This is a genomic window from Salegentibacter agarivorans (genome assembly GCF_900113135.1).
Classification (GTDB): Bacteria; Bacteroidota; Bacteroidia; order Flavobacteriales; family Flavobacteriaceae; genus Salegentibacter; species Salegentibacter agarivorans.
This window is the reverse complement of record NZ_FOOH01000002.1, coordinates 85,879-111,182: the sequence shown is the minus strand read 5'-3', so window position 1 is coordinate 111,182 and position 25,304 is coordinate 85,879. Positions and strand designations below refer to the sequence as shown.

Annotated in this window: 23 protein-coding genes; 9 read left to right on the top strand and 14 right to left on the bottom strand. The window is 35.9% G+C overall.

The features are described from left to right. Positions 1–17: 17 nt before the first annotated feature. The 9 genes from fabG to BM084_RS02470 form a co-directional block, all read right to left on the bottom strand. Positions 18–764 carry a 3-oxoacyl-[acyl-carrier-protein] reductase gene (fabG, locus tag BM084_RS02510; RefSeq protein WP_075326772.1) on the bottom strand — a complete coding sequence of 249 codons (747 nt, stop codon included), beginning with the start codon at positions 762–764 and terminating at the stop codon, positions 18–20. A gap of 132 nt (positions 765–896) precedes the next feature. Beyond that, positions 897–1,772, bottom strand: a complete 876-nt coding sequence (sucD, locus tag BM084_RS02505; protein ID WP_075326771.1) for a succinate--CoA ligase subunit alpha — start codon at positions 1,770–1,772, stop codon at positions 897–899. Between the two features lie 141 nt (positions 1,773–1,913). Continuing rightward, complete coding sequence (locus BM084_RS02500) at positions 1,914–2,309, bottom strand: nuclear transport factor 2-like protein (RefSeq protein ID WP_075326770.1); 396 nt, start codon at positions 2,307–2,309, stop codon at positions 1,914–1,916. Positions 2,310–2,315: 6 nt separating this feature from the next. Continuing rightward, on the bottom strand, positions 2,316–3,245 hold the full coding sequence (locus BM084_RS02495; RefSeq protein ID WP_075326769.1) for a UDP-3-O-(3-hydroxymyristoyl)glucosamine N-acyltransferase: 930 nt from the start codon (positions 3,243–3,245) through the stop codon (positions 2,316–2,318). Between the two features lie 169 nt (positions 3,246–3,414). Beyond that, on the bottom strand, positions 3,415–3,981 hold the full coding sequence (efp, locus tag BM084_RS02490; RefSeq protein ID WP_075326768.1) for an elongation factor P: 567 nt from the start codon (positions 3,979–3,981) through the stop codon (positions 3,415–3,417). Positions 3,982–3,989: 8 nt separating this feature from the next. Next, complete coding sequence (gene lpxA, locus BM084_RS02485; RefSeq protein WP_075326767.1) at positions 3,990–4,775, bottom strand: acyl-ACP--UDP-N-acetylglucosamine O-acyltransferase; 786 nt, start codon at positions 4,773–4,775, stop codon at positions 3,990–3,992. Positions 4,776–4,780: 5 nt separating this feature from the next. Beyond that, entirely contained in the window at positions 4,781–6,181 is a 1,401-nt protein-coding gene (locus BM084_RS02480; protein ID WP_075326766.1) for a bifunctional UDP-3-O-[3-hydroxymyristoyl] N-acetylglucosamine deacetylase/3-hydroxyacyl-ACP dehydratase, read from the bottom strand. After that, positions 6,171–7,199: a UDP-3-O-(3-hydroxymyristoyl)glucosamine N-acyltransferase gene (gene lpxD, locus BM084_RS02475; protein ID WP_075326765.1), complete on the bottom strand. Its 1,029-nt coding sequence runs from the start codon at positions 7,197–7,199 to the stop codon at positions 6,171–6,173. Before lpxD ends, BM084_RS02480 begins: the two co-directional genes overlap by 11 nt. Positions 7,200–7,223: 24 nt before the next feature. Then, positions 7,224–8,453 carry an HD domain-containing protein gene (locus BM084_RS02470; protein ID WP_075326764.1) on the bottom strand — a complete coding sequence of 410 codons (1,230 nt, stop codon included), beginning with the start codon at positions 8,451–8,453 and terminating at the stop codon, positions 7,224–7,226. 186 nt (positions 8,454–8,639) lie between these two features. Here BM084_RS02470 and porX point away from each other — a divergent pair, with 186 nt between their 5' ends. From porX to BM084_RS02445, 6 genes are all read left to right on the top strand, one after another. Further along, positions 8,640–10,190: a T9SS response regulator signal transducer PorX gene (gene porX / locus BM084_RS02465; RefSeq protein ID WP_075326763.1), complete on the top strand. Its 1,551-nt coding sequence runs from the start codon at positions 8,640–8,642 to the stop codon at positions 10,188–10,190. An 85-nt stretch (positions 10,191–10,275) separates the two neighbouring features. Next, on the top strand, positions 10,276–10,680 hold the full coding sequence (gene tsaE, locus BM084_RS02460) for a tRNA (adenosine(37)-N6)-threonylcarbamoyltransferase complex ATPase subunit type 1 TsaE (protein ID WP_075326762.1): 405 nt from the start codon (positions 10,276–10,278) through the stop codon (positions 10,678–10,680). Between the two features lie 281 nt (positions 10,681–10,961). After that, on the top strand, positions 10,962–11,108 hold the full coding sequence (locus BM084_RS19075) for a hypothetical protein (RefSeq protein ID WP_177195643.1): 147 nt from the start codon (positions 10,962–10,964) through the stop codon (positions 11,106–11,108). Further along, positions 11,047–11,643, top strand: coding sequence for a hypothetical protein (locus BM084_RS02455; protein ID WP_093302586.1), 597 nt, complete (start codon positions 11,047–11,049; stop codon positions 11,641–11,643). The genes BM084_RS19075 and BM084_RS02455 overlap by 62 nt, the downstream gene beginning before the upstream one ends. Before the next feature lie 59 nt (positions 11,644–11,702). Beyond that, positions 11,703–12,902, top strand: coding sequence for an alanine dehydrogenase (locus BM084_RS02450; RefSeq protein WP_075326760.1), 1,200 nt, complete (start codon positions 11,703–11,705; stop codon positions 12,900–12,902). A gap of 42 nt (positions 12,903–12,944) precedes the next feature. Beyond that, complete coding sequence (locus tag BM084_RS02445; RefSeq protein WP_075326759.1) at positions 12,945–13,319, top strand: DUF4258 domain-containing protein; 375 nt, start codon at positions 12,945–12,947, stop codon at positions 13,317–13,319. 82 nt (positions 13,320–13,401) lie between these two features. Here BM084_RS02445 and bcp read toward each other — a convergent pair whose 3' ends face one another. Then, positions 13,402–13,857 (bottom strand): thioredoxin-dependent thiol peroxidase, encoded by a 456-nt coding sequence (gene bcp, locus BM084_RS02440; protein ID WP_075326758.1) that lies wholly within the window; start codon positions 13,855–13,857, stop codon positions 13,402–13,404. A 118-nt stretch (positions 13,858–13,975) separates the two neighbouring features. Here bcp and BM084_RS02435 point away from each other — a divergent pair, with 118 nt between their 5' ends. Next, positions 13,976–14,632 (top strand): endonuclease III domain-containing protein, encoded by a 657-nt coding sequence (locus BM084_RS02435; RefSeq protein WP_075326757.1) that lies wholly within the window; start codon positions 13,976–13,978, stop codon positions 14,630–14,632. Between the two features lie 376 nt (positions 14,633–15,008). On the opposite strand, the gene BM084_RS02430 is transcribed toward BM084_RS02435, so the two are convergent. Next, positions 15,009–15,593, bottom strand: coding sequence for an RNA polymerase sigma factor (locus BM084_RS02430; RefSeq protein WP_075326756.1), 585 nt, complete (start codon positions 15,591–15,593; stop codon positions 15,009–15,011). Positions 15,594–15,831: 238 nt separating this feature from the next. Here BM084_RS02430 and uvrA point away from each other — a divergent pair, with 238 nt between their 5' ends. Together uvrA and BM084_RS02420 are read left to right on the top strand one after the other, a co-directional pair. Further along, positions 15,832–18,618, top strand: a complete 2,787-nt coding sequence (gene uvrA, locus BM084_RS02425) for an excinuclease ABC subunit UvrA (RefSeq protein WP_075326755.1) — start codon at positions 15,832–15,834, stop codon at positions 18,616–18,618. 190 nt (positions 18,619–18,808) lie between these two features. Further along, positions 18,809–20,014 (top strand): hypothetical protein, encoded by a 1,206-nt coding sequence (locus BM084_RS02420; protein ID WP_075326754.1) that lies wholly within the window; start codon positions 18,809–18,811, stop codon positions 20,012–20,014. 80 nt (positions 20,015–20,094) lie between these two features. Here the strand turns inward: BM084_RS02420 and BM084_RS02415 are convergent, their stop codons facing one another. From BM084_RS02415 to BM084_RS02405, 3 genes are read right to left on the bottom strand one after another with little or no spacing between them, the layout of a single operon-like run. Then, positions 20,095–21,558, bottom strand: a complete 1,464-nt coding sequence (locus BM084_RS02415; RefSeq protein ID WP_075326753.1) for an MATE family efflux transporter — start codon at positions 21,556–21,558, stop codon at positions 20,095–20,097. Between the two features lie 4 nt (positions 21,559–21,562). Beyond that, positions 21,563–22,852: a glycosyltransferase family 4 protein gene (locus BM084_RS02410; protein ID WP_075326752.1), complete on the bottom strand. Its 1,290-nt coding sequence runs from the start codon at positions 22,850–22,852 to the stop codon at positions 21,563–21,565. A gap of 8 nt (positions 22,853–22,860) precedes the next feature. Then, positions 22,861–25,278: a YfhO family protein gene (locus BM084_RS02405; protein ID WP_093302584.1), complete on the bottom strand. Its 2,418-nt coding sequence runs from the start codon at positions 25,276–25,278 to the stop codon at positions 22,861–22,863. Between the last annotated feature and the right edge of the window lie 26 nt (positions 25,279–25,304).

Below are 25,304 nucleotides of genomic sequence, written 5' to 3'. Positions count from 1 at the left end.
TATTCACTTTTATCTGACTAGGTGTGCATTCCGCCGTCTACGTGAAGTACCTGGCCGGTAATATAAGAACTAAGGTCGCTGCCAAGAAAGACACAGGCGTTTGCAATATCTTCTGGAGCTCCACCTCGTTTTAACGGGATAGCCTGTCTCCATCCATCCACAACTTTTTCATCAAGCTTTTCTGTCATTTCGGTTTCTATGAATCCTGGAGCAATCACGTTGGTTCTAATATTCCTGGAACCAAGTTCCTGTGCCATAGATTTAGAAAAACCAATAATCCCGGCTTTTGAGGCTGCGTAATTTGCCTGGCCGGCGTTTCCGGTAACTCCAACTACCGAACTCATATTAATAATACTTCCTTTGCGTTGCTTCAGCATAGTGCGCTGTACAGCTTTGGTCATATTAAAGATAGATTTCAGATTAACTTCAATCACCTTATCAAAATCTTCTTCGCTCATTCGCATTAGCAAGTTGTCTTTGGTGATTCCGGCATTATTAACCACAATATCTATATCTCCAAAATCGGCAGCTACATCCTTTACCAATTGCTCTGCTTCCTTAAAACTTGCCGCATTAGACTGGTAAGCTTTAGCTTTTACTCCAAGTTTACTTAATTCATCGGCTAGTGCATTTGCAGATTCGGCCGAAGAGTTATAGGTAAAAGCTACATTTGCCCCGTGTTGTGCAAACACTTCTGCAATACCTTTCCCTATTCCGCGACTACCACCGGTTATTATGGCATTTTTTCCTTCTAATAATTTCATATTTATAAAAAGATTGGTGTTTATTTAATAGTTTCAAATATAGCAAAAGCTGAAGGCAAGAAATAAAAAATCCTCCTGTATTTAGCCATTATGCCAAATAAGGAGGATTTTAATATAGTTTTAAGCCAGATATTATCCTTTCATAACTTCGGCTACTTTTTTTCCAATTTCAGCTGGAGAATCAACAACGTGAATTCCATTTTCTTTTAGAATAGCTTTTTTGGCTTGGGCGGTATCTTCGCTGCCGCCTACAATTGCTCCTGCGTGCCCCATTGTACGGCCTGCTGGTGCAGTTTCTCCGGCGATAAAACCTACAACCGGTTTTCTGTTTCCATTTTCTTTAATCCACTTAGCCGCATCTGCTTCTAATTGACCTCCAATTTCACCAATCATTACGATGCATTCGGTTTCTTCGTCGTTCATCAATAATTCTACGGCTTCTTTAGTAGTGGTTCCAATAATTGGATCTCCACCAATACCAATTGCAGTGGTAATTCCAAGACCTTGTTTTACAACCTGATCTGCTGCTTCGTAAGTTAAAGTACCCGATTTAGATACAATTCCTACTTTTCCTTTTTTGAAAACAAAACCTGGCATAATCCCAACTTTTGCTTCTCCCGGAGTAATTACACCCGGACAGTTAGGACCTACCAAACGGCAATCTTTATCCTGAATATAATCGTATGCTTTTACCATATCGGCAACAGGAATACCTTCTGTAATTGTAATAATTACTTTAATACCTGCATCTGCAGCTTCCATAATTGCATCTGCAGCAAAAGCCGGTGGTACAAAGATTATTGAAACATCTGCCTCTGTTTTTTCAACAGCCTCAGATACTGTATTAAAAACCGGTTTATTAAGGTGTTTTTGACCTCCTTTACCGGGAGTTACACCTCCAACAACATTGGTTCCGTATTCTATCATTTGTTCAGCGTGAAAAGTACCTTCGCTACCGGTAAATCCCTGCACTATTATTTTTGAATTTTTATTGACTAAAACGCTCATAAATTTTTTGATTTTTGCGATTACAAAAGTAGGTTTTTAAATATAAAACCTAAAGTTTTTTGGTGGTTTATTGGGCTTGTACTCTTAAAATTGAATTAAAGTTTTAACTCAAAATCTTGAATTAATGCGAATCTTTAAAATTTAAGACCAGGGACTTTCATCTATCTCTTCTCCAAGTTGCGAGATTTGTACCCCTTTAAAAAGTTTATTGTCTTTTAATTCCCAAATGGCCATAAAATGCGCAAGCGGCATTTCTTCATCGGGATTTTCTATGGTTTTTACGTGATAAGTAAACTGAATAGCGATTTGATGATCTTCTTCTACTGTCTTTTCAACTTCAGCTTTAAGCGATTCGTAGTTTTTAGACATATCATTTCTAATGGAAAGAATCTCATCAAAATTCAGCTTTTTAAGTCCGGTAGTACCATACCAGGTGAGATTTACATTGGGATGCAAATAATTGTCTAATGTTCCTTTTTCATCCTTAAATAAGGAGGTATAAAAATTCTCAACAATCTCTTTACTTTTTAAGCCCATAGTCTTTTACTTTAATTTTTCCAGCAATTTAGGTAATTGCCTTAAGAGCGCCAACTCTTTTAATTTGGCCCGGGATTCCATTGCCGGGTTTCCTGTATAAATTTTATTAGCCTTTGTAGATTTCGTGATGCCGGCCTGGCCCATAAGAATTCCGCCTTTTTCTACGGTTATCCCGCTGCGCATCCCAACCTGGCCCCAAACAGTAACTTCGTCTTCAATAGTTACAGCACCGGCTATGCCTACCTGGCTGGCGATAAGGCATTTTCTACCAATAACGGTATCGTGACCAACCTGGATTAAATTATCCAGTTTGGTTCCTTCTTTAATCGTAGTATCTCCCGTAACTCCTTTATCTATAGTGCAATTTGCGCCAATTTCTACATCATCTTCTATAACCACACGTCCGCCAGATCTTAATTTATCAAAACCTTCTGGCCGGGTTTTGTAATAGAAAGCATCACCACCCAAAACAGTACCGGAATGTATAATCACGTTATTCCCGATAACCGCATTATCATATATACTTACGTTGGAATGAATTAAGCAATTACTACCTATTTTCACATTATTCCCAATAAAAGTATTTGGTTGAATATGCGTACCCTCCCCTATTTGAGCCGAATCTGAAATAGATTTTTCAGATTTCTGAAAAGGTTTAAAATATTGGGTAAGCTTATTAAAATCTGAAAAAGGATCTTCTGAAATAAGCAAAGCTTTACCTTCAGGACAATCGACTTTTTTATTGATTAAAATTACGGTCGCTGCCGAATTTAAAGCTTTATCGTAATATTTTGGATGATCTACAAAAACAATATCGCCGGGTGTTACCACGTGAATTTCATTCATACCCAAAACCGGAAAATTGGCATCCCCAATGTATTGAGCATCAATAATAGTGGCAATTTGTTGCAGCGTATGTTCTTGTGGAAATTTCATATTGATTAATGTTAACTATAGAAAAAGATTAAAAATCCTGTAACGTCAAGCTGAACTTATTTCAGCTTCTAACATGAATATTAATTTTTATTCTTAGATCCTGAAATATCCCGAAACTTAGGGACAGGATAACGATCTTGTAAATTTTCAATCCTTAATTCTGAAAGAACTACTCTTTAATTCTTTCTTTGTAAGTACCCTTTTCGGTTTCAATTTTAATTTTGTCGCCTTCATTAATAAACAAAGGAACGTTTACTTCAGCGCCGGTTTCAACAGTTGCCGGTTTTGTAGCATTTGTAGCTGTATTACCTTTAACTCCAGGCTCAGTGTGTGATACTTCTAACACAACGCTGGCAGGCATTTCTACTGAAAGAGGAGCGTTATCTTCGGTATTGATTATAACTGTAACCACTTCGCCTTCCTTTAAAAGTTTTGGCTGATCTAAAGCTTGCTCTACAAGACGAATTTGGGTATAATCTTCAACATTCATAAAATGATAAAATTCACCATCATTATATAAATACTGAAACTTATGGGTCTCTACACGAACATCTTCAATTTTATGACCGGCAGAAAATGTGTTTTCTATAACTTTCCCTGTAGTTACGCTTTTAAGTTTAGTTCTTACAAAAGCAGGTCCTTTTCCAGGTTTTACGTGTAAAAATTCAGTTATCTTATAAATATCGTGGTTGTAACGAATACACAATCCGTTTCTAATATCGCTTGTACTAGCCATTTTTTAATTTAATTAGAGCTAAAGTATCCTTTCATGATACCTCGCTGTGAGTTTTTAATGAATTCTAAAATTTCGTCTCTTTCTGCAGTTGCTTGCATTTCAGCTTCAATTATAGCAACAGCCTGGGAGTTGTTATAGTTTTTCTGATATAAAATTCTATAAATATCCTGTATTTCACGAATTTTTTCGGTAGTATATCCTCTTCGGCGTAAGCCAATAGAATTAATACCAACATAAGAAAGTGGTTCTCTTCCCGCTTTTACAAACGGTGGCACATCTTTTCTAACCAAAGATCCACCCGTTACAAAGGCGTGCCTCCCAATACTACAAAACTGCTGAATTGCTGCCATTCCTGCAAGAATCACGTAATCTCCAACATTTATGTGGCCGGCAAGGGTACTGTTATTAGAGAAAATACAATTATCTCCTACAATACAATCGTGTGCAATATGGCAATAAGCCATAATCCAGCAATTTTTCCCAATTACCGTTTTCATTCGGTCTGTAGTACCACGATTAATAGTTACACATTCCCTAATGGTTGTGTTATCTCCAATAACCGTAATGGTATCTTCGTCGTCAAATTTTTTATCCTGCGGAATAGCAGAAATAACGGCTCCCGGAAAAATACTGCAATTCTTTCCAATGCGGGCACCTTCCATTATAGTTACGTTAGATCCTATCCAGGTTCCTTCGCCAATTACCACATTATTATGAATAGTGGTAAAAGGTTCTATCACTACATTTTTAGCAATTTTGGCTCCCGGATGTACGTAAGCTAAAGGCTGGTTCATATTTTTTATTTTGATTTTACAATTTGCGCCATTAGTACAGCCTCGGTAGCTAATTTTCCATTCACATAGGCATAGCCCTGCATTTGGCAAATTCCGCGGCGTATAGGCGCAAGTAATTCTAATTTGAATATTAAAGTATCGCCAGGTACTACCTGTTGTTTAAATCTTACATTATCTATTTTCATAAAATAAGTAAGATAATTTTCTGGATCTGGCACCGATTTTAAAGCAAGAATACCCCCGGTTTGAGCCATAGCTTCTACCTGGAGTACGCCGGGCATCACCGGTTTTCCCGGAAAATGGCCTACAAAAAAAGGCTCGTTCATGGTTACATTCTTTAAACCAATCACACAGCTATCTGTACAGCTATAAATTTTATCTACCAGGAGAAATGGAGAGCGATGTGGCAATATATCCATGATATCGGTAACATCCATTAATGGTTTTTGATCAAAATCTATTTTTGGAACATTATTGCGTTTTTCGGCTTTAATTATTTTAGCCAGTTTTTTAGCAAATTGGGTATTTACATAATGCCCAGGCTTGTTGGCAATAACTTTTCCACGAATTCTGGTTCCTATTAAAGCAAGATCTCCCACCACATCTAAAAGTTTATGTCTTGCAGCTTCATTAGGATAATGTAAGGTTAAATTATCCAGAATTCCATTTGGTTTAACCGAAATATTATCACGATTAAAAGCAATGCGAAGTTTTTTAAAGGTTTCTTCGTTTATTTCTTTGTCTACATAAACAATAGCATTGTTTAGATCGCCTCCTTTAATTAATCCGTGATCTAACAAAGCTTCAAGCTCGTGTAAAAAGCTAAAAGTTCGCGCATTTGCAATTTCATTCTTAAACTCAGAAAGGTGTGAAATTGTAGCGTTTTGCGTGCCCAAAACTTTTGTTTCAAAATCAACCATGGTGGTTACCTGGTATTCATCGGCGGGCATTACAATTATTTCGCTTCCACTTTCATCGTCGTGATAAGTAATTACTTCTTCTACTACAAATTCTTCACGCTCTGCTTCCTGTGCAACTACCCCGGCTTTTTCTAAAGCTTCAACAAAGAACTTTGAAGAGCCATCCATTATTGGAGGTTCAGATGCATCTAATTCAATTACAATATTATCTATATCCATACCTACACAAGCGGCCAGCACGTGTTCTGAAGTTTGGATTTTCACCCCTTTCTTCTCCAGGTTGGTACCTCTTTGGGTATTTACAACATAACTTACATCTGCTTCAATCTCGGGTTCTCCTTCAAGATCCATTCTTTTAAAAACATAACCGGTATTTTCTGCAGCAGGTTTAAATGTCATTTTCACTTTCTGCCCGGTATGCAGCCCAACCCCTTGAAGAGAAATCTCTTTATCTATGGTATGTTGTTTCGCCTGTTTATAAGCCATTTTTAATCTTTTTTTCTAATTGGTTAAGTGTATCTATGGTTTTAGGTAAGTTTTTAAAATGAACATAAGATTTGGCAAAATCTCCATAGCCAAAAGCGGGAGAACCCTGTAGCATTTCATCATCTTTCACATTTCGACCAATCCCAGATTGCGCCTGAATTTTCACCCTGTCTCCAATTTGCAAATGTCCTGCGATGCCGGCCTGTCCTCCAATTAGGCAGTTTTTACCAATTTTAGTAGAACCTGCAATTCCCGCTTGTGCAGCGATAGCTGTGTTAGAGCCAATTTCAACATTATGTGCAATTTGAATTTGATTATCCAGTTTTACACCTTTTCTTATAATAGTAGAACCTAATGTGGCACGGTCTATTGTAGTACCAGCCCCAATATCTACATTATCTTCTATAATTACATTTCCAATTTGAGGAACTTTTGAATATATCCCATCTTCTCCAGGGCTAAATCCAAAACCATCTGCTCCTACTATCACGCCGCTGTGTAATACACAATTATTACCTATAATTGTTTCTGAATAAACTTTTACACCGGGAAAGATAATAACATCATCTGCTATCTTAACATTATCCCCAATATAAACATTAGGATAAATTTTTACGTTTTTACCAATTTTCACATTGTCACCAATATATGCGAAAGCACCCAAATAAAGATTTTCTCCAAACTCAGCTGAATCTGAAACAAAGCTGGGCTGTTCAATTCCTTGCTTGTTTAATTTTATCTGGTTGTAATATTCAAGTAATTTAGAGAATGCTTTGTAAGCATCTTTTACCTTTATTAAAGTGGTTGTAATTGGTTCTTCGGCTACAAAATCACTATTTACAATGGTTATAGACGCCTGGGTAGAATATATATAAGAAGTATATTTAGGATTACTCAAAAAGGTAAGGGAACCTTCCCCGCCTTCTTCAATTTTAGCTAATTCAGATACTTCGACCTCAGGATTGCCCTCAATTTTTCCGTCGAGAATCTCTGCTATTTGTGCTGCTGTAAATTTCATTCTGGCAAAAGTAAAAAAAAAGCGTTAATGTTTGGCCTTCGGGTAGCATATATAATACTTAACCACAGTTTTTGAAAGGGCTTTCAGGTTTAATTGGTCTGATGCTTTAGCTACATCGCTAATCTTCCCATTTTTATGTAAAATATTAATATTATTATTTTCACTTTTATAAGCGGTGTTTGTCACTTCGCCGCTAAACACAAAATAATCTGCTTCTTCTGCTGAAATACTCTCTTTTTCCTGCAGTGCTATGCGACGTTTTTCAAGCTTTTCTACCGATGGTTTTTTCTTCTTAATCTTTACTTTTAGAAGATCCCGGTTTATAATCATATTACATAAATTACTCAGCACAAAATCGTTGTGATATTGCCATTCTTTCATTGCAGAAATAATATCGTAATCGTCTAAACGAGCAAAAACCGATAGGGTTTCAGAAGAAAAATTCTCTGGACCTATCTTATTATAAAGAAAATACGAAAGCGCTTTACTGGCATTAAGTTTTTCACCTTTTTCAACCAGCTCTTTAGCACGTTTTAAAACTCTTATTAAAAGTTGCTCTGCTACCAAACTGGTTTTATGCAGATAAACCTGCCAGTACATTAGTCTTCTTGCAACAAGAAATTTTTCTACTGAATAAATTCCTTTTTCCTCAATCACCAAATCGTCATTTACCACATTTAACATGGTTATTAAACGTTCGCTATTTATGTTTCCCTCTGCGGCTCCGGTATAAAAACTATCACGCTTTAAATAATCAAGCCTATCCATATCCAACTGACTTGAAATTAACTGGTTTAAAAATCTTCGGTTATATGTTCCGCGGAAAATTTGAAGTGCCAGCGTTAAACTTTGGTTAAAGTCACGGTTCATTTCTTCCATAAAAAGCAAAGAAATACTTTCGTGATCTACGCCTTCTACAATGCTATGTTCCATTGCGTGAGAGAACGGGCCGTGGCCAATATCGTGCAGTAAAATGGCAATTTGCAGAGCTTCTTCTTCGGCTTCAGAAATTATAACTCCTTTATGCCGAAGTATCTGCACTGCTTTTTGCATTAAATGCACACAGCCAATAGCATGATGAAAACGGGTATGATGCGCACCGGGATAAACCAAATAAGACATTCCCATTTGTGAAATTCTGCGTAAGCGCTGAAAGTAAGGATGCTCAATAATACTGAAGATTCGCTCACTCGGGATGGTAATAAATCCGTAAATTGGATCGTTTAATATTTTAAGTTTATTAGTTGAAGTCAAGCTTTGTAACGTATTAATTTAAAACAAAGATACATAGATAGACTTTGGAAGTTGAAAAACCAATTATTAAGTTATAAAAAACCTCAATTTTCAATAAACTAATTAGAACAAGTAATTGAAAAACGACTTAAAGTCAAAAATACATAGAAGAAGAAAATCTCATTAAATGAGTAAAAAATATAAGATATGAATAAGATAAAAATACTTTGGGTAGATGATGAAATAGATTTACTGAAACCGCATATTTTGTTTCTTGAATCTAAAGATTATGAAGTGGTTACCAGCCAAAGTGGAACTGAAGCACTAGAACAAATTGAAGAAGAAAGTTTTGATATAGTTTTTCTTGATGAAAATATGCCCGGACTTACCGGCCTGGAAACTCTTGCTGAAATTAAAGAGAAAAGAGAAAATCTTCCTATTGTAATGATTACCAAAAGTGAGGAAGAATATATTATGGAGGAAGCTATAGGCTCTAAAATAGCCGATTATCTTATAAAACCGGTAAATCCCAACCAGATTCTGCTTAGTATAAAAAAGAACCTGGATCACTCCCGACTTATTTCTGAAAAAACCACTTCAAATTACCAGCAGGAATTTAGGAAGATCGCGATGGATTTAAGCCAGGTAAATACTTTTGAAGAATGGGCAGAACTTTATCAGAAACTAATTTACTGGGAACTTCAACTCGAAGGCCTGGAAGACAGTGGAATGTTCGAAATTCTGGAATCGCAGAAAAATGAAGCCAATACACAGTTTTGCAAATTTATAGACAAAAATTATCCTTCATGGTTTGAAAAAGGTGTAGAGGCTCCAATTATGTCGCATACCATTTTTAAAGAAAAAGTTGTTCCAGAAATTAACAACAAACAGCCTACCCTCTTGGTTGTTGTAGATAATTTAAGATACGACCAATGGAAAGCTTTAGAACCGGTGATTTCTAATTATTACAAAAAAGAAAAGGAAGAACCTTATTACAGTATTTTACCCACCGCTACCCAATATGCTCGTAATGCAATGTTCTCTGGCTTAATGCCCAGTGAAATGGAAAAGTTATTCCCACAATACTGGAAAAACGACACTGAAGAAGGCGGGAAAAATAATCACGAAGCTGAGTTTTTAAATGAACAATTAAAAAGACTGGGCAAAAGCTTTAAAAGTGAATATCATAAAATTACGAGTTTAAAAGCAGGTAAGAAACTTGCAGAAAACTTTAAAACTCAAAAAGATAACGATCTTACTGTTGTAGTTTACAATTTTGTAGATATGCTTTCTCACTCAAAAACAGAGATGGAAGTGATTAAAGAATTGGCTTCTAACGATAAATCTTATAGATCTTTAACTTATAGCTGGTTTAAGAATTCCCCGTTATTAGATATTATTCAGCAAGCGCGACAACTTGGTTTTAAATTAATTCTTACCACAGACCACGGAACTATTAATGCTAAAAATCCTTCAAAAGTAATTGGAGATAAGAACACCAGTTTAAACCTTAGGTATAAAACGGGTAAAAGTCTAACTTATGAAGAAAAAGATGTATTGGCGGCTACAAACCCAAAGAGCATACATCTACCCAGTATTAATATGAGCAGTTCTTTTATTTTCGCAAAGGGAGATCTTTTCTTTGCTTATCCTAATAATTACAATCATTATGTAAGCTACTACAGAAACACCTATCAACACGGTGGTGTGTCCCTGGAGGAAATGATTATACCATTTGTAGTAATGGAGCCAAAATAGGGGATTAATCCCTGATTTCTAGCAGAATATAGGGTATATTAAATTATTCCCTATCTTTGTATTGCCCAAAATTTATATATTTAATATGCCGGTTACCTACAATTTAGCCCAAATTGATGAGGCTGTACAATACATAATAAAGAACGCTAAAAATAATGTTCTGTTATTTTATGGTGAAATGGGTGCCGGAAAAACCACCCTTATCAAAGCTTTAGTAAAAGCTTTAGGGAGTGAAGACAAAGTATCAAGCCCCACATTCTCATTAGTGAATGAGTACCATACTCCCCAGGAACCAATTTATCATTTTGATTTTTACAGACTTGAAGACCCCAATGAAGCCCTGGATATAGGTTTAGAAGAATATTTAAATTCACCTGGATGGATTTTAATAGAATGGCCACAAAAAATACAGGATTTCCTGGAAGAAAACTTTCAGAAAATTGAAATTTCAATTCAGGATGAAAATACAAGAACGTTAAATTTATGTTAATGAAAAGTTAATAAAACTCTAAGTGCTTAAAAAATCCAGTGTTAGTATTTTTGGGTGTTTTGGTAGACAGTATTAAACAAAAAAACATAATAAACAGAAAATTTTTATATTTTTGGCTATTAAATTTTTAGCAGTGTAAATTAAAAACCGCTAGAAAATAGCCATTTTTTTGCTTAAAAAAAGGCGCAAAAGTACGATTAATGTATTAATTTATAGCGTTTTATAATTTTATAGGTTTGCTTCAGTAAACAAAACGAAACAACAATCTAAACTATATTATTATGAAACTTAAAGCAGTACTTTTCGCAGCAGCAATTTTTGGAGCAAGTTTTTTTGTAACTTCAACTACAGATAACGATACTAATAATGACCAAATCAAAGAACAAGCTGTCGACAGAACAAAGATCAAAATTCCTGCTGCTGGGTAGTATTATTGCACTTAGTATCGCATTTTCACCTTATTTATTTTATTTATATGAAATTTTCCCAAGCGGCCCCGTTTGGGAAAATTCCTTATTTACTTACAAAAGTCTTTACTATGAAGATGTAATGACAGCTGCCTGGACATATTTAGGTAAAATCACCCCGCTATTTCTTCTTCTTATTTGGTTCTTTACATGTAAACATTGGTGGTATCATGCAATTTTGGTTCCTATAATAATGTACGGTTTTCAATTAGTAGTAGCTTTTTACGAAGATGTTTATTTAGATACTAATCTTGCACTGGATACTGACGGCTTACTATATCTTGCACCTTTCTTTATAATTATTCTTTCACTAGTTTATCTAATTAGAATCAAAATTTTCGATAGAATTTACGGTATAGACCTTAGCGAAATTGATGAAACCGATGTTTCTGTCTTTTCCCCTATTTCAGAATTAGACCGCAGGGAGGTTAAATCTTTTCAGGAAGAAGAGGAATATTGGGAACCAACTCAGGAAGAATACTATACCCGACTTTAATTCTCGGTGTTTTTAAAAATAGTTGTAATTTCCCTTTTCTAAAGTTTTAGCATTTAACTATGGGCAAACAGGTTTCGCCTTTTACCAAAGAGCAATTAATTCCGCAGGAAGAAACCCTGGAAATCTACAAAAACAAGGGACAGTTATTTATTGGCGTTCCTAAAGAAACCTCTTACCAGGAAAAACGTATTTGTTTAAGTCCCGATGCTGTTGCTGCAATCACTGCTCACGGCCATAGGGTTATGATAGAATCTGGAGCCGGAAAATGGGCTCGATTTAGCGATAAAGATTACTCTAACGCCGGTGCCGAAATCACCAAAGACACCAGTAAAGTTTTCTCCTGCCCTACTATTCTTAAAATAGAACCACCTTCTTTAGAAGAGCTAGATTTAATTAATCCGCAAACCATTTTAATTTCTGCGCTTCAGCTTAAAACCCAGTGCAAAGAATATTTTCAGAAATTAGCTTCTAAACGAATTACCGCTTTGGGCTTTGAATTTATTCGGGATGACGACGGGAGTTATCCCATTGTTAGGGCATTAAGTGAAATTGCAGGTACCGCTTCTGTATTAATTGCTTCAGAAATTATGAGCAATAATGTAAACGGAAATGGTTTAATGTTTGGAAATATAAGTGGAGTTCCACCGGTAGAAGTGGTAATTCTTGGCGCGGGTACAGTTGGTGAATTTGCTGCCCGTTCGGCTTTGGGACTGGGTGCAGGTATTAAAGTTTTTGACAGTTCGCTTACCCGGCTAAGAGATATTCAAACCAATCTTAATCAAACATTTTACACCTCTACCATTCAACCTAAAAATTTGAGTAAAGCGATTAAGCGTTGTGATGTTCTAATTGGCGCAGTTCGCGGTAAAAACCGTTCTCCGGTGCTAATTACCGAAGATATGGTAACCAGTATGAAACGTGGCGCTGTAATTATAGATGTTAGCATAGATATGGGAGGTTGTATTGAAACCAGCGAAATTACCACGCACGATAAACCAATATTTACTAAACACAATATTTTGCATTATTGTGTTCCAAATATTCCTTCCAGGTACGCTAGAACTTCCTCACTTTCAATTAGTAATATATTTACGCCATATCTTTTACATATTGCTGAAGAAGGCGGACTCGAAAACACCTTGAGATTTAATAAAGGTTTGAGAAATGGTTTGTACTTTTACCATGGAATTTTAACCAACAAATCTATAGCCGATTGGTTTGATCTTTCTTACAGGGACATTAATTTGCTCATTTTTTAGATCAGTTTCTAATCAGGTTTACTTTCTCAAATTTATAAATAGATGAAACTTATTCATAGAATTGGATATTTCTCGGTGGGCTTGTTCTTCGGGATTGTGATTTTACTTTTCTTTTTAAGCGGAAAGAAAACTTCTTGCGATTATTCTCCCGATGCCCGTGTTTTGAAGAATATAAGGATTAAAGAGCGTATTTTTACTGAAGAGGCTTTTAGCTATTTTGAGAATAATAAATTAGATACCGCCCTGGTTTCTCAAAGTTTAGAAAATGGCGATGTAGACTTTAGCCGAAGCAATACCGATACCGAACCTTGTAATATTTATCTAATTACCAACAAAGTCGATTCAGCAATCCTGGAGCTTCAAATTGAAAATTGCGATAGCACGGCCACTATTCAAAAGGCAATTTTAAAAGATTAATTCTAAAAAGAATTGTCAGCCAGAGCGCAGTCAGAGAGTTTTTAAACATTTCAACTGCACCCAGAGTGACATTTACTTAAATTTATTCAGAGAGAATTTGAGCTGTATGCTCTTTGGTTTTTACCTTTTTAATTACCTCTTCAATTTTACCATCTTCATCAATAATAAAGGTGGTTCGGTGAATTCCGTCATATTCCTTTCCCATAAATTTCTTTGGTCCCCAAACACCGTAAGCCTGGATAACTTCCCTGTCTTCATCGGCTAACAATGGAAAAGGAAATTCGTATTTATTTTTAAAATTGCTTTGTCTTTTCTGTGTATCGGCACTCACGCCCAGAATCGCATAACCTTTTTCCTGAAAACGCTCCCAGTTATCTCTTAGGTTACAGGCCTCTGCTGTGCAACCCGGAGTACTCGCTTTGGGATAGAAAAACAATACTAACTTTTTACCTTTAAAATCTGATAATTTTACTGTATTTCCATCCTGATCCTTTACTGAAAATTCAGGGGCTTTGTCACCCGCTTCTAATGTTGTCATAATTCTTATTTTTGCAATAATTTATCCTTCGGCCTAACCAAAGGATTAGATTTAATTTTTAAAATTTCGACATAAAGGTCGAAGTTATAATCTCACTTATCGAGTAAATTTAAACAATATGACCAAACAAGAAAAGGTACAGTTCGTAATTGATACCTTAAACGATATTTATCCTGAAATTCCAATTCCTTTAGACCATAAAGATCCTTATACTTTATTGATTGCAGTACTACTTTCAGCACAAAGTACCGATGTAAAGGTAAACCAGATCACGCCAAAACTATTTGAAATTGCCGATAACCCAAAGGCTATGGTAAAACTTTCAGTAGAAGAAATTCGGGAAATTATTAAACCAGTGGGTCTTTCTCCTATGAAATCTAAAGGAATTCACGGTTTATCTGAAATTTTACTGGATAAATACAATGGTGAGGTTCCCCCAAATTTTGAAGCCCTTGAAGCTTTACCGGCAGTGGGCCATAAAACAGCAAGTGTGGTTATGGCTCAGGCTTTTAACGTTCCTGCGTTTCCGGTAGACACCCATATTCATAGATTAATGTATCGCTGGAATTTAAGCAACGGAAAAAACGTGACTCAAACCGAAAAGGACGCAAAACGCCTATTTCCAAAAGATCTTTGGAATAAACTTCATTTACAAATTATTTGGTACGGTCGCCAATATTCACCGGCAAGAGGTTGGGATCTTGATAAAGATATTATTACCAAAGAAATAGGGAGAAAAACTGTGATTAGCGAATATTATAAAAAGAAAAAATAGATTTAAAAATAAAGTGGCTGACTGAAAATCTCTTAAGAACGTCATCCTGAATTTATTTCAGGATATAAGATGTTAAAGTGAAAAACATGTTAGAAGCTGAAACCCGAAACTTCCGGACAGCTTGACGAAAAACAGAGATTTTCAAACAGCCACTTTTCTAAATACTAATTAAGAATTGTACCGAATTTAATTCCTCGGGTTTCCACCACTCTTAATGCTTTTGAATAATTTAAAAGAAACTCTACCGTTTCTTTTTTGGGATTCAAGTCCTTAAACTGATCTTTTTTTGATATTTTTTTAGTGTAAAGTTTCCTCATTAGATAATATTTTGCGTTGGTTTCTTATTCTAACGCAATCTTTTGAGGAATATTATAGATTAGTTTGTTAAAACCAAATTATGTTTTTCAATAATCTTCCTAAGATTGATTAAAGCGTAGCGCATTCTTCCCAAAGCCGTATTAATACTTACACCGGTACGCTCAGAAATTTCTTTAAAACTCATATCCTTGTAAATTCTCATAGTAAGAACCTCTAATTGATCTTCAGGCAATTCTTTAATGAGCTCTTTTACATCATTTTCAATCTGGTCTTTAATAATTTGAGTTTCAATATTCAATTCAGAATCACTTAAAACCGAAAAAATATTAAAGTCGCCACTATTATCAAATTTAGGCATACGTTTATTTCTTCTAAAATGGTCAATAACCAGGTTATGCGCAATTCGCATTACCCAGGGAAGAAATTTACCTTCTTCATTATATTTTCCACGTTTAAGGGTATTAATGACTTTGATGAAGGTGTCCTGAAAAATATCTTCAGCAACATCCCTGTCAAAAACTTTAGAAAAAATAAAACTATAAATTCGGTGTTGGTGCCTGTTTATAAGTTTGCTTAGGGCGATTTCATTTCCTTGCATGTATTCACGCACAAGAACAGCGTCAGTGATTTCAACGTTATTCATATCAGTTACTTTTGTTCAGGACGGTTGGGGCTCCTGAGGTTAGGTTATTTAGTTTCTAAAAGTAACTTTATGCTATAGGCAGGTGTAGTTTTATGATTTTTGAATGACCAAATATAGCAAGATATATTTAACAAAAGCAAACAAAAGTTTAAATTTTTAACATTACAATAGGATTTTTATGGCTTTTTACACTGCTTCTTATTAAGTACCTTTGCATTTCTGAACTAGAAAAATAAGCATGAATATTGACGTTGCCGAGGTAAATCCTAAAGAAAATATCATCATAAAAGGTGCAAAACTGCACAATCTTAAGAATATAAATGTAGTTATCCCGAGGAATAAATTGGTGGTAATTACCGGACTTTCGGGTTCGGGAAAATCCAGTTTAGCCTTCGATACGCTGTATGCTGAAGGCCAACGCCGCTATGTTGAAAGTCTATCTTCTTATGCACGCCAGTTTTTAGGCCGATTAAATAAGCCCAAAGTTGACTATATAAAAGGAATCGCTCCCGCCATAGCTATTGAGCAAAAAGTAAATTCCACCAATCCACGTTCTACCGTGGGTACATCTACGGAGATTTACGATTACCTTAAATTACTTTATGCGAGAATTGGGCGAACCTACTCTCCTATTTCAGGCAACGAGGTAAAACGAGACCGCGTGGCCGATGTAATAGATCACGTAAAATCTTTTGAAGAGCGTGAAAAATTACTCTTGCTGGCTCCAATTCATATAGAAGAAGGAAGAACTCTTGCTGAAAAAATTAAGGTTCTCGCGCAGCAAGGTTATAGCCGTATTAAAGTAAAAGACGATGTTCTTAGAATAGATGAGGCAGATCTTGAAAAAATTAAAGCTAAAGATACTTTATTAGTCGTAGACCGAATTATCACCAAAGATGAAGAAGACTTTTACAATAGATTAGCAGATGCTACCGATGCTGCCTTTTTTGAAGGAAAAGGCGAACTTTATATTGAAAACTTAAAATCAGGAAAAAAACGACATTTCAGCAATAAATTTGAGTTAGATGGGATTAGTTTCCTTGAACCTAACGTTCATTTATTCAGCTTTAATAATCCTTATGGTGCCTGCCCTAAATGCGAAGGTTATGGCGATGTAATTGGAATTGATGAAGATCTTGTGATTCCAAATACAGGACTTTCAATTTACGAAAATGCAATTTTTCCCTGGCGTGGCGATAGTATGAGCTGGTACCGGGATCAATTAGTAAATAATTCGCATAAATTCGATTTTCCAATTCATAAACCCTGGTTTCAGCTTACGCAGGAACAAAAAGATTTGGTTTGGAATGGAAATAAACATTTTGAAGGTCTAAACGATTTCTTCCAGTTTTTAGAAAGCAAAGCTTATAAAATTCAGAATAGAGTGATGCTTTCCCGCTATCGCGGAAAAACCCGCTGTAGCACCTGTAAAGGGAAAAGATTACGCCCTGAGGCCGAATATGTAAAAATTGCCGGGCATAGCATTACCAATCTCGTTGAAAAACCATTAGATAAAGTGCGGGAATTTTTTGACGATTTAAAATTAAACGAATACGACCAACAAATAGCAAAAAGGCTTTTAACAGAAATCAATAACCGACTCAAATTTTTATCGGAAGTTGGTTTAGATTATCTCACTTTAAACAGAAAGTCAAACACGCTGTCTGGTGGTGAATCACAACGAATTAACCTGGCAACTTCCCTGGGAAGTAGTTTAGTGGGTTCTATGTATATCTTAGACGAACCTTCTATTGGTTTGCATCCGCGCGATACGGAACGCTTAATTGGGGTGCTTCATAACTTGCGTGATCTTGGCAACACCGTAATTGTGGTAGAACACGATGAGGATATTATGAATGCTGCCGATGAAATTATTGATATTGGCCCCGAAGCAGGAACCCACGGAGGTGAAGTTGTAGCGACGGGAACGCTAAAGCAAATTTTAAAATCAAATTCGCTCACCGCTCAATATCTTAATGGAAAAGAGGAAATTCCCGTACCTAAAGAGCGCAGAGAAGCTTCAGGGGAAATCAGGATTTTGGGAGCAAGAGAAAATAACCTTCAGAATATAGATGTAACAATTCCTCTTAAAACCTTTACTGCCATAACCGGGGTTTCAGGGAGTGGAAAAAGTACGCTGGTAAAGAAAATTCTTTATCCGGCAGTTCAAAAGAAAATTGGAGGTTATGGAGAAAAAGCTGGCCAGTATACCGATATTGAAGGAGATTTTAAAAACCTGGGGAGCGTAGAATATATAGACCAAAATCCAATTGGTAGATCTTCCCGCTCCAATCCCGTAACCTATATTAAAGCTTACGACGATATTCGAAACCTTTTTTCTGATCAAAAATTATCTAATATTCGAAGTTTTAAACCCAAACATTTTTCTTTTAATGTAGAAGGTGGGCGTTGCGAAGTTTGCAAAGGCGAAGGCGAAGTTACCATAGAAATGCAGTTTATGGCCGATGTTCATTTAGAATGTGAAGCCTGTAATGGGAAACGTTTTCAAACAGATGTGCTGGAAGTTCAGTTTGAAGGAAAAAATATTGACGATGTACTGAATATGACCATCGATGACGCCACTAGCTTTTTTGCCGAAAACAAACTCGATAAAATTGTTAGAAAACTTAAACCATTACAAGACGTTGGTTTAGGTTATGTGCAATTGGGGCAAAGCTCTTCTACCCTATCAGGTGGTGAAGCGCAAAGAATAAAACTGGCTTCATTCTTAGTAAAAGGAGCTACCAAAGAAAAAGCATTGTTCATTTTTGATGAACCTACCACAGGACTTCACTTTCACGATATTAAAAAGCTATTGAAATCATTTAATGCACTTATCGAAAAAGGACATAGCGTGGTGGTGATAGAACACAATATGGACCTGGTGAAATGTGCCGATCATATTATTGATATTGGCCCTGGTGGAGGAGTAAACGGCGGAAATATTGTGGCAAACGGCACTCCGGAAGAAATTATTAAATCGAAAAAATCTTTTACCGCCAAGTATCTCAAAGAAAAATTATAGCGATTATTATTTCTGAATAAATACACGCTAAATTTCATTTCTATTGAAGATTTTCTACTGAATTATTCGATTTTCTATATAAAACCTCTAAAAACAAGCTTTTTTAGAGGTTTTCTTTTTTTGGCACGCGGTTTGTATTTTATATATTGATTCTAAATGAGAATCTCTTTAACAACATAAAACGCAAACCATGAAAAATATCGCCATTTTATTCAGCTTTTTATTTATTGGTATTTCGGCAAAGGCTGCTTCAGAAGCTATGCCTCGTAATGCCTATAATAATGCCTTTATTTTCGTTGAAAACGGCGTTGAGTTTGCCGTTTATCCCAACGGGGAATTTGATTTCTATTATAATCCGGAATTCAGAAGAACCAGTATAGTAAATATTTCTACTCCAAATATGAATATCAGTTATAACGCAGGGCATAATTATGATGCGTATGTGCAGTATGACGATTATGGAGCTGTAATTCAAATTGAAAGTGTTCCGGTTTTTTATGATTACTACGGAAGAATTATTCGTGCCGGTGATGTTTTTATAGATTATAACCGTCGTGGCCGTATTGCAAGAGTTGGTGGTTTACATATCCATTACAACCGTTTTAACCGAATCACCAACTATACAGGATTTATAAATCATTATAATAACACTTATGTTTACAGGCCGTGGCACCAGTATTATTCAAGACCTCGCAGTAGTGTGAGCATAGTATTTGGACAGCCTTATAGGGCTTACTATCAGCCAAACCGCGTTACTTACGTGCAACACGTAAATTATTATAATAATCATTATTCTAGTAATGTGCATCAAAATTTTTACAGGCCAAATCAACAAGCGGTTTCTTATAATAAAGGAAGAAGAACTTCTGAAAGACGTGATATAAAAGATATTAGAGGTGACGAATCTCGTGTAGCTTTAAATACAAGAAATGTAAGAAGCAACGCTTATTCTGAAAGATCTAATAACACCGCTAACAGAAGCAGAACGATTAGATCAGAAAAAAATAGTAGCACCAATTCTCGAGGAAATGCTGTAAGATCATCCAGAAGTACTAATACTAGCGATGTTGTGAAAAGCAGAAATAACCGTACAAGAGTTGATGCAAATTCAAGTGTGAATACAAGACGAGCTGCAGTAAATACCAGTAGATCTTCTAATACAAATGTAAACTCCTCTGCAAGGAATAGTAGAACTGTAAAAAGTACTCCTACGAGACAAACAAGTAGAGCCACTACCGCTCCCAGCCCAAGAAGAACGCAGACTACCACCAGAAGTAGTAATAGAAGTAATAACACACAAGCGGCAAAAAGCAGTACGAATACACGATCTTCGGCTAGAACTTCAAATTCTTCTTCTCGAGGAAGAAGTTCGGCACGAAATGTGAATAACAGATAATAAAGAATTCATAATTTAATTTTTTGGTTGGTTAGTTGGAAACCCCTTGAAGCCTCAAAAGCTTCGGGGGTTTCCCGTTTTTAAGAGATTTTTATACCCAAAACCTTATTAATTATAGAATTCACTTCTGAAGAAAAATTCAGAAAATAAGCTAGTCCCACATAGCTTATTCCTATTAAAATAGATTTAAGTGCGATATTTAAAATTGGATGAAAACCGAAATCCCAGAAATAAAACCCAATTGAAAGGGTTATTCCGGTAAAAAGTACCAACCAGGTTTTTGAAGTAAACGGAAGGAAATTAAACTTTTTATGCACCAACCAGATTTTAGAAGAATTATATATAAAAAAAGCTATAAAACTTGCAATTGCCGCTCCTTCTATCCCAAAGCTGGGAATAAATATCAAATTTAAAACAAAGGCTACAAAAACAAGAAGAACACCTATAAACAGTACAATTCGGTAATAATCTGAATTAAAAAGAATACTGTTATTATTCCCAAGAAGATTATCATAAAGCTTTACCAGGGAGATTAATAAAACTACCAATATACTCAACTCATATTCATCGGGAATAAGTTCGTAAAGCTGTTTTACGTTAGTGATTATTAGGATAAAAATGAGTAAGCTTACAATCAATAAGTTTAAAGAACTCTTTTTATAAAGCTCTTCAAGGCTTTTTTTATTTTTGGTATTAAGAAATTCAGCCGTCATGGGGTTTGTAATTTGGTGCATAGCTTTTTGCGGCACCGAAATTACCGTAGCGATATAAATTGCAATTCCGTAGATAGCCACGTTTTCTATCGGCATAAAATATTCTATCATCACTTTATCTAAATCTAATAAAGCGGTAGCGACTGAACCCGCAATAAGAATTAGCGAGGTATATTTTAAAACCGGTGATAAGTTTTTTGGGAACTTAAAATTTAAACGCGGCAAATAGAGCGAAAACGCATAGATCTTCATTGCAATAAGTCGCAGAATAAAAACCCCTGCAATACAGTAGATAAATTGATGCACTGTAATCCAGTTAAAATAAACTCCTAAAAGCAATAAACTGATGCAGAACCTATGAAAAACCTCCTTCATAAAGTTTCCGAATACACTTTTATAAAAAAGCTTAGACCAGGCGAAAAAGATTTCAAAATAGGCGGTGGCAAAACCTATTAAAAAAATTAGCCAAATATACGGTCGCACCAATCCGTTACCCTGGGTAAAATAATTGATTAAAAATGAATAACCAGAAGCCACTATTAATCCCAGCAAGAGTGAAACGATTAGCGGTAAAAACAGCACTAAATTTAGCAGCCTATCTTTTTCTTCCCTGGTTTTATAAAAAGTAAAGAATTTTATTAATGTACTGTGAACTCCAAATCCCATAAAAGGCCAAAGCAAACTTGCCGCTGAAAGTAAAAAGGTCACCAACCCATAATATTCGGGCTCCAGGAAGTAGGTGAATAGAAACAAAGTATTAATCGCGCCAATCGCAAAACCAAAATAGGTGGTAATTAGGTTTTTAAAAGATTGCTTGATTATTATTCCCATAATTCTATAGGCTCTTTATTAAACTGGCCAGATTTTGCGTAAGATTTCTTCTGTGATATTGCTGAATAACTCCTTTTATAAAATTACCGTTGCCTTTTTTATAAGCATCGTAATGTTTTAAAATTAGACTTTTAAGTCGGTCTTTTTCTGAATATTGAAAATATTCTCCAGATCTGGTTTGCTGCAATATTTTCTGAACATCCCATTTTTCGGGTCCAATAGCTAATATGGGCCTTTTTGAACTTAAATATTCAAATAACTTCCCCGGAATAATTCCGCGAGTTTCTTCACTGTCAATTTCAATTAATACTAATAACCTGCTTTTTTGTTGAAGTGCGATTGCTTGCCTATGACTTACATAACCCAATAACTGAAGCTTCTCCCCTAATCCCACAGATTTAATTGAAGCAATTACTTCTTCACTTACCGTACCCGCTAATATTAATTCCAGATCTTCTGAAAAAGCTGAATTTTCATGAACAAGATCTGCTATGGCTTTCCAAAAATTTTCGGGATTTCTTTCTGAAAGTAAAGAACCGATATGAGAAATACTGAATTTAGTATCTAAGTCGGTGGTTGTTGCTTCATTTTCTTCAGCATCAAATCCGTTAGTAATTACGCTTATTGGTTTACTGGTTTTTTTAGCAAACTCAGCTTTTGTGGTAAAACTAGTGGTGATAATTTGGTCGGCAGAATTTAATACCTCCCGTTCCAGGTCTTTGTGCTTTTGTTCACTGCTTTTGGTAAGGTTCAATTTTTTATGATACCCAATTTGTGTCCAGGGATCCCTAAAATCGGCTATCCATTTTAAATCGAGTTCTTGCTTCAATTGTAAACCAATTAGATGCAAGCTATGCGGCGGACCGGTTGTAATTATTTTTTTAATACCTTCTTCTTTCAAATAGGTTTTCAGGAATTTCACCGATGGCTTTATCCAAAACTTCCGTGCATCAGGGATAAATAAATTCCCACGAATAAAAAGTAGGCTTTTCTGTAAAAAGGACTGATTTTTCTCTGCAGCAATAATTCCTTTGCTAATGGTTTTGGTTTGGTTTTTCGCAAAAAAACCGGCTAATTGGTAAGGTTCAAAAATAGGCTTCTTAAGAATAGTTATTCCCTCCGGAATTTCATTTTCTAAAGAATTATCCAACATAGGGTAATTAGGATTTTCAGGAATATAAACCACAGGTTCAATATTAAAATCCCTTAAATACTTCACAAACTTAAGCCAGCGCTGCACGCCGGGACCGCCGGCCGGTGGCCAATAATAAGTTATAATGAGTACCTTTTCCATTTAAGAACTTATTCCCTCTTTCGGGATTTATAGTAAAATCCGCCTAAAATAATTAAAACCAAAATAATGGAACTTGCCAGGGCAATGCTGCTCCCTGTATTTACTACTTCAGGTTCAAATCTAAAAGTCACAGTATGCTCGCCTGCAGGAATATTCATAGCTCGCAACACATAATTTGCCCTCACGTGATCTACTTCTTCCCCATCTAAATATGCCTGCCAACCCGGTTGGTAGTACATTTCAGAAAAAACTGCAAACTGAGGCGATGAGGCATTAGTTTCATAGACCAATTCATTAGGCTGATAGCTTTGCAATTGAATTTCTGCATTTTCGGTGGCTTTAAAATCTTCAGAAACTTCATTTTTAAATTCTGAATTTATAACCGCCGTATTTTGAAGGTCAACTTCGTTTAAATTCAGTATTTCTGCGTTAGTAGATTCAACCCATATAATATCCTTCACAAACCAGGCATTTCCAAAAGCATTCGGATTTTGTTGTGCTTGCGGCTGACCACCTTCAGAAGGAACAATAAAGTATTTAGCATTCAGCATATTTAGAATTTCCATATTATTTTGAGAAATATAGAAATCGTATAAATCCTGCATTCTGCCCGGCTTGGCTGCATGATAACCACCTATGGCATTGTGAAAATAAGAAGTTCTTCCGGTATTAAAAGGGCTTCCGGAAACGTCAAAAACACGGTAATGTGCATCGTCCTGTAAAATTTGTTGATCGGCAGCATTAGGTTGGAATGGACGATCCATCTGTCTAGCGCTTACAAAATCATCATCATTAACATAGCGTTTATCTACAGGAATCAAATCGATTAAAATTAGAAGTGCTAAAGCCGGTACTAACCAGTTTTGCGTGATTTTCTTTTCAATATATAACCAAAGGGCTGCTGCGGTTAATGCGGAAAAAATAAGTGACCTAATAAGATCTTCGGTATAAATTGCCTGCCTGTCTGCCTTTAGAGATCTTACAAAATCGGCGCCCATTTGTTGAATTAAAGCTGAATCTCCCGCACCACTGAAATCAAATAGTACAGAACGGAAAAGCAACAAAGCAATTCCAATTCCACCCACAATTATCCCAGACCATTTAAGCGCGTGAACTTTTACTTCTTTTTGAAGTTTAGGATCAAATAATTTATAAAGGCCGAAAACGGCTAAAACAGGAACGCATAATTCTATAATTACCTGTATGGAAGAAACGGCTCTAAATTTACTGTACAGGGGAACGTAATTTATAAAGAACTCGGTAAAAAATTCAAAATTTTTACCCCAGGAAAGAATCAAGGCTAAAACACTCCCTCCAACAATCCACCATTTTAAACGGCCTCTCACAAGGTAAAGGGCAAAAATAAAGAGAAATAATACTGTGGCACCAATATACGCCGGCGCGCCTACATAAGGCTGATCGCCCCAGTAAGTAGGTGCATTTTCAGTAAAATTAGCCGCCTGTGCCGGGGATGCCCCAAGTTTGAGTAAGGAATCATAAATTTCTGAATCTTTTCCAATATCTTCTGCATTGGAGCCGCCCATAAACCGGGGAGCAAAAAGATTAAAAGATTCCATTACCCCGTAGCTATACTCGGTGATATAATCATAAGTTAAGCCGGCTGCCGGTTTATCTGAACCGTCGGGGGCAATGGTTAAACCGGTATCACCTCGGGTACTGTGTGCGGTATATTCCTGGGTGGCAAGTAGATTGGTAGCATTGGCGCCTATAGCCAGTATAACCGCCACAACCATTACTCCTAAAGCTTTAAAGAATTTTGGAAGTATATTTTTTCGGTAGGCATCAATTAAATAGGCAATTCCCAAAACAATTACCAGGAGAAGCAAATAATACGTCATCTGGAAATGGTTTGCGCCAATTTGCAGCGCCATTCCAATAGCCAATACTAAAAACCCCCATAAATATTTTTGCCTGAAAGTGAGAATAATTCCGCCTAAGACCATCGGCATATAAGCTATCGCGTGAGCCTTGGCATTATGCCCAACTCCAAGGATAATAATAAGATAGGTAGAAAAACCGAAGGCCAACGCACCTAAAAATGCGAGCCTAAAATCGAGTTTTAAGCAGAGTAAAAGAATATAAAAGCCGATAAAATAAAGAAATAGATAATCGGCAGGTCTGGGTAAAAATCTTAAAACTGAATCCAGTTTTTTAACGTAGTTATGCGGATAATAAGCACCTAATTGAAATGTAGGCATTCCTCCAAAAGCAGAATCGGTCCAGTAAGGTTCCTGGCCGGTTTGATCGCGAAAATCGTTTTGCTCTTTGGCCATCCCGATATATTGAACTATATCGCTTTGAAAAATCTTTTTCCCTTCTAGAACCGGACTAAAATAAAATAAAGAAACTATTACGAAGCCTACCAAAACGAGAAGATGCGGTAGAAACTTTTTAAGATTGGCCATCTGAAATTTTTTAGATCACTTTCTGT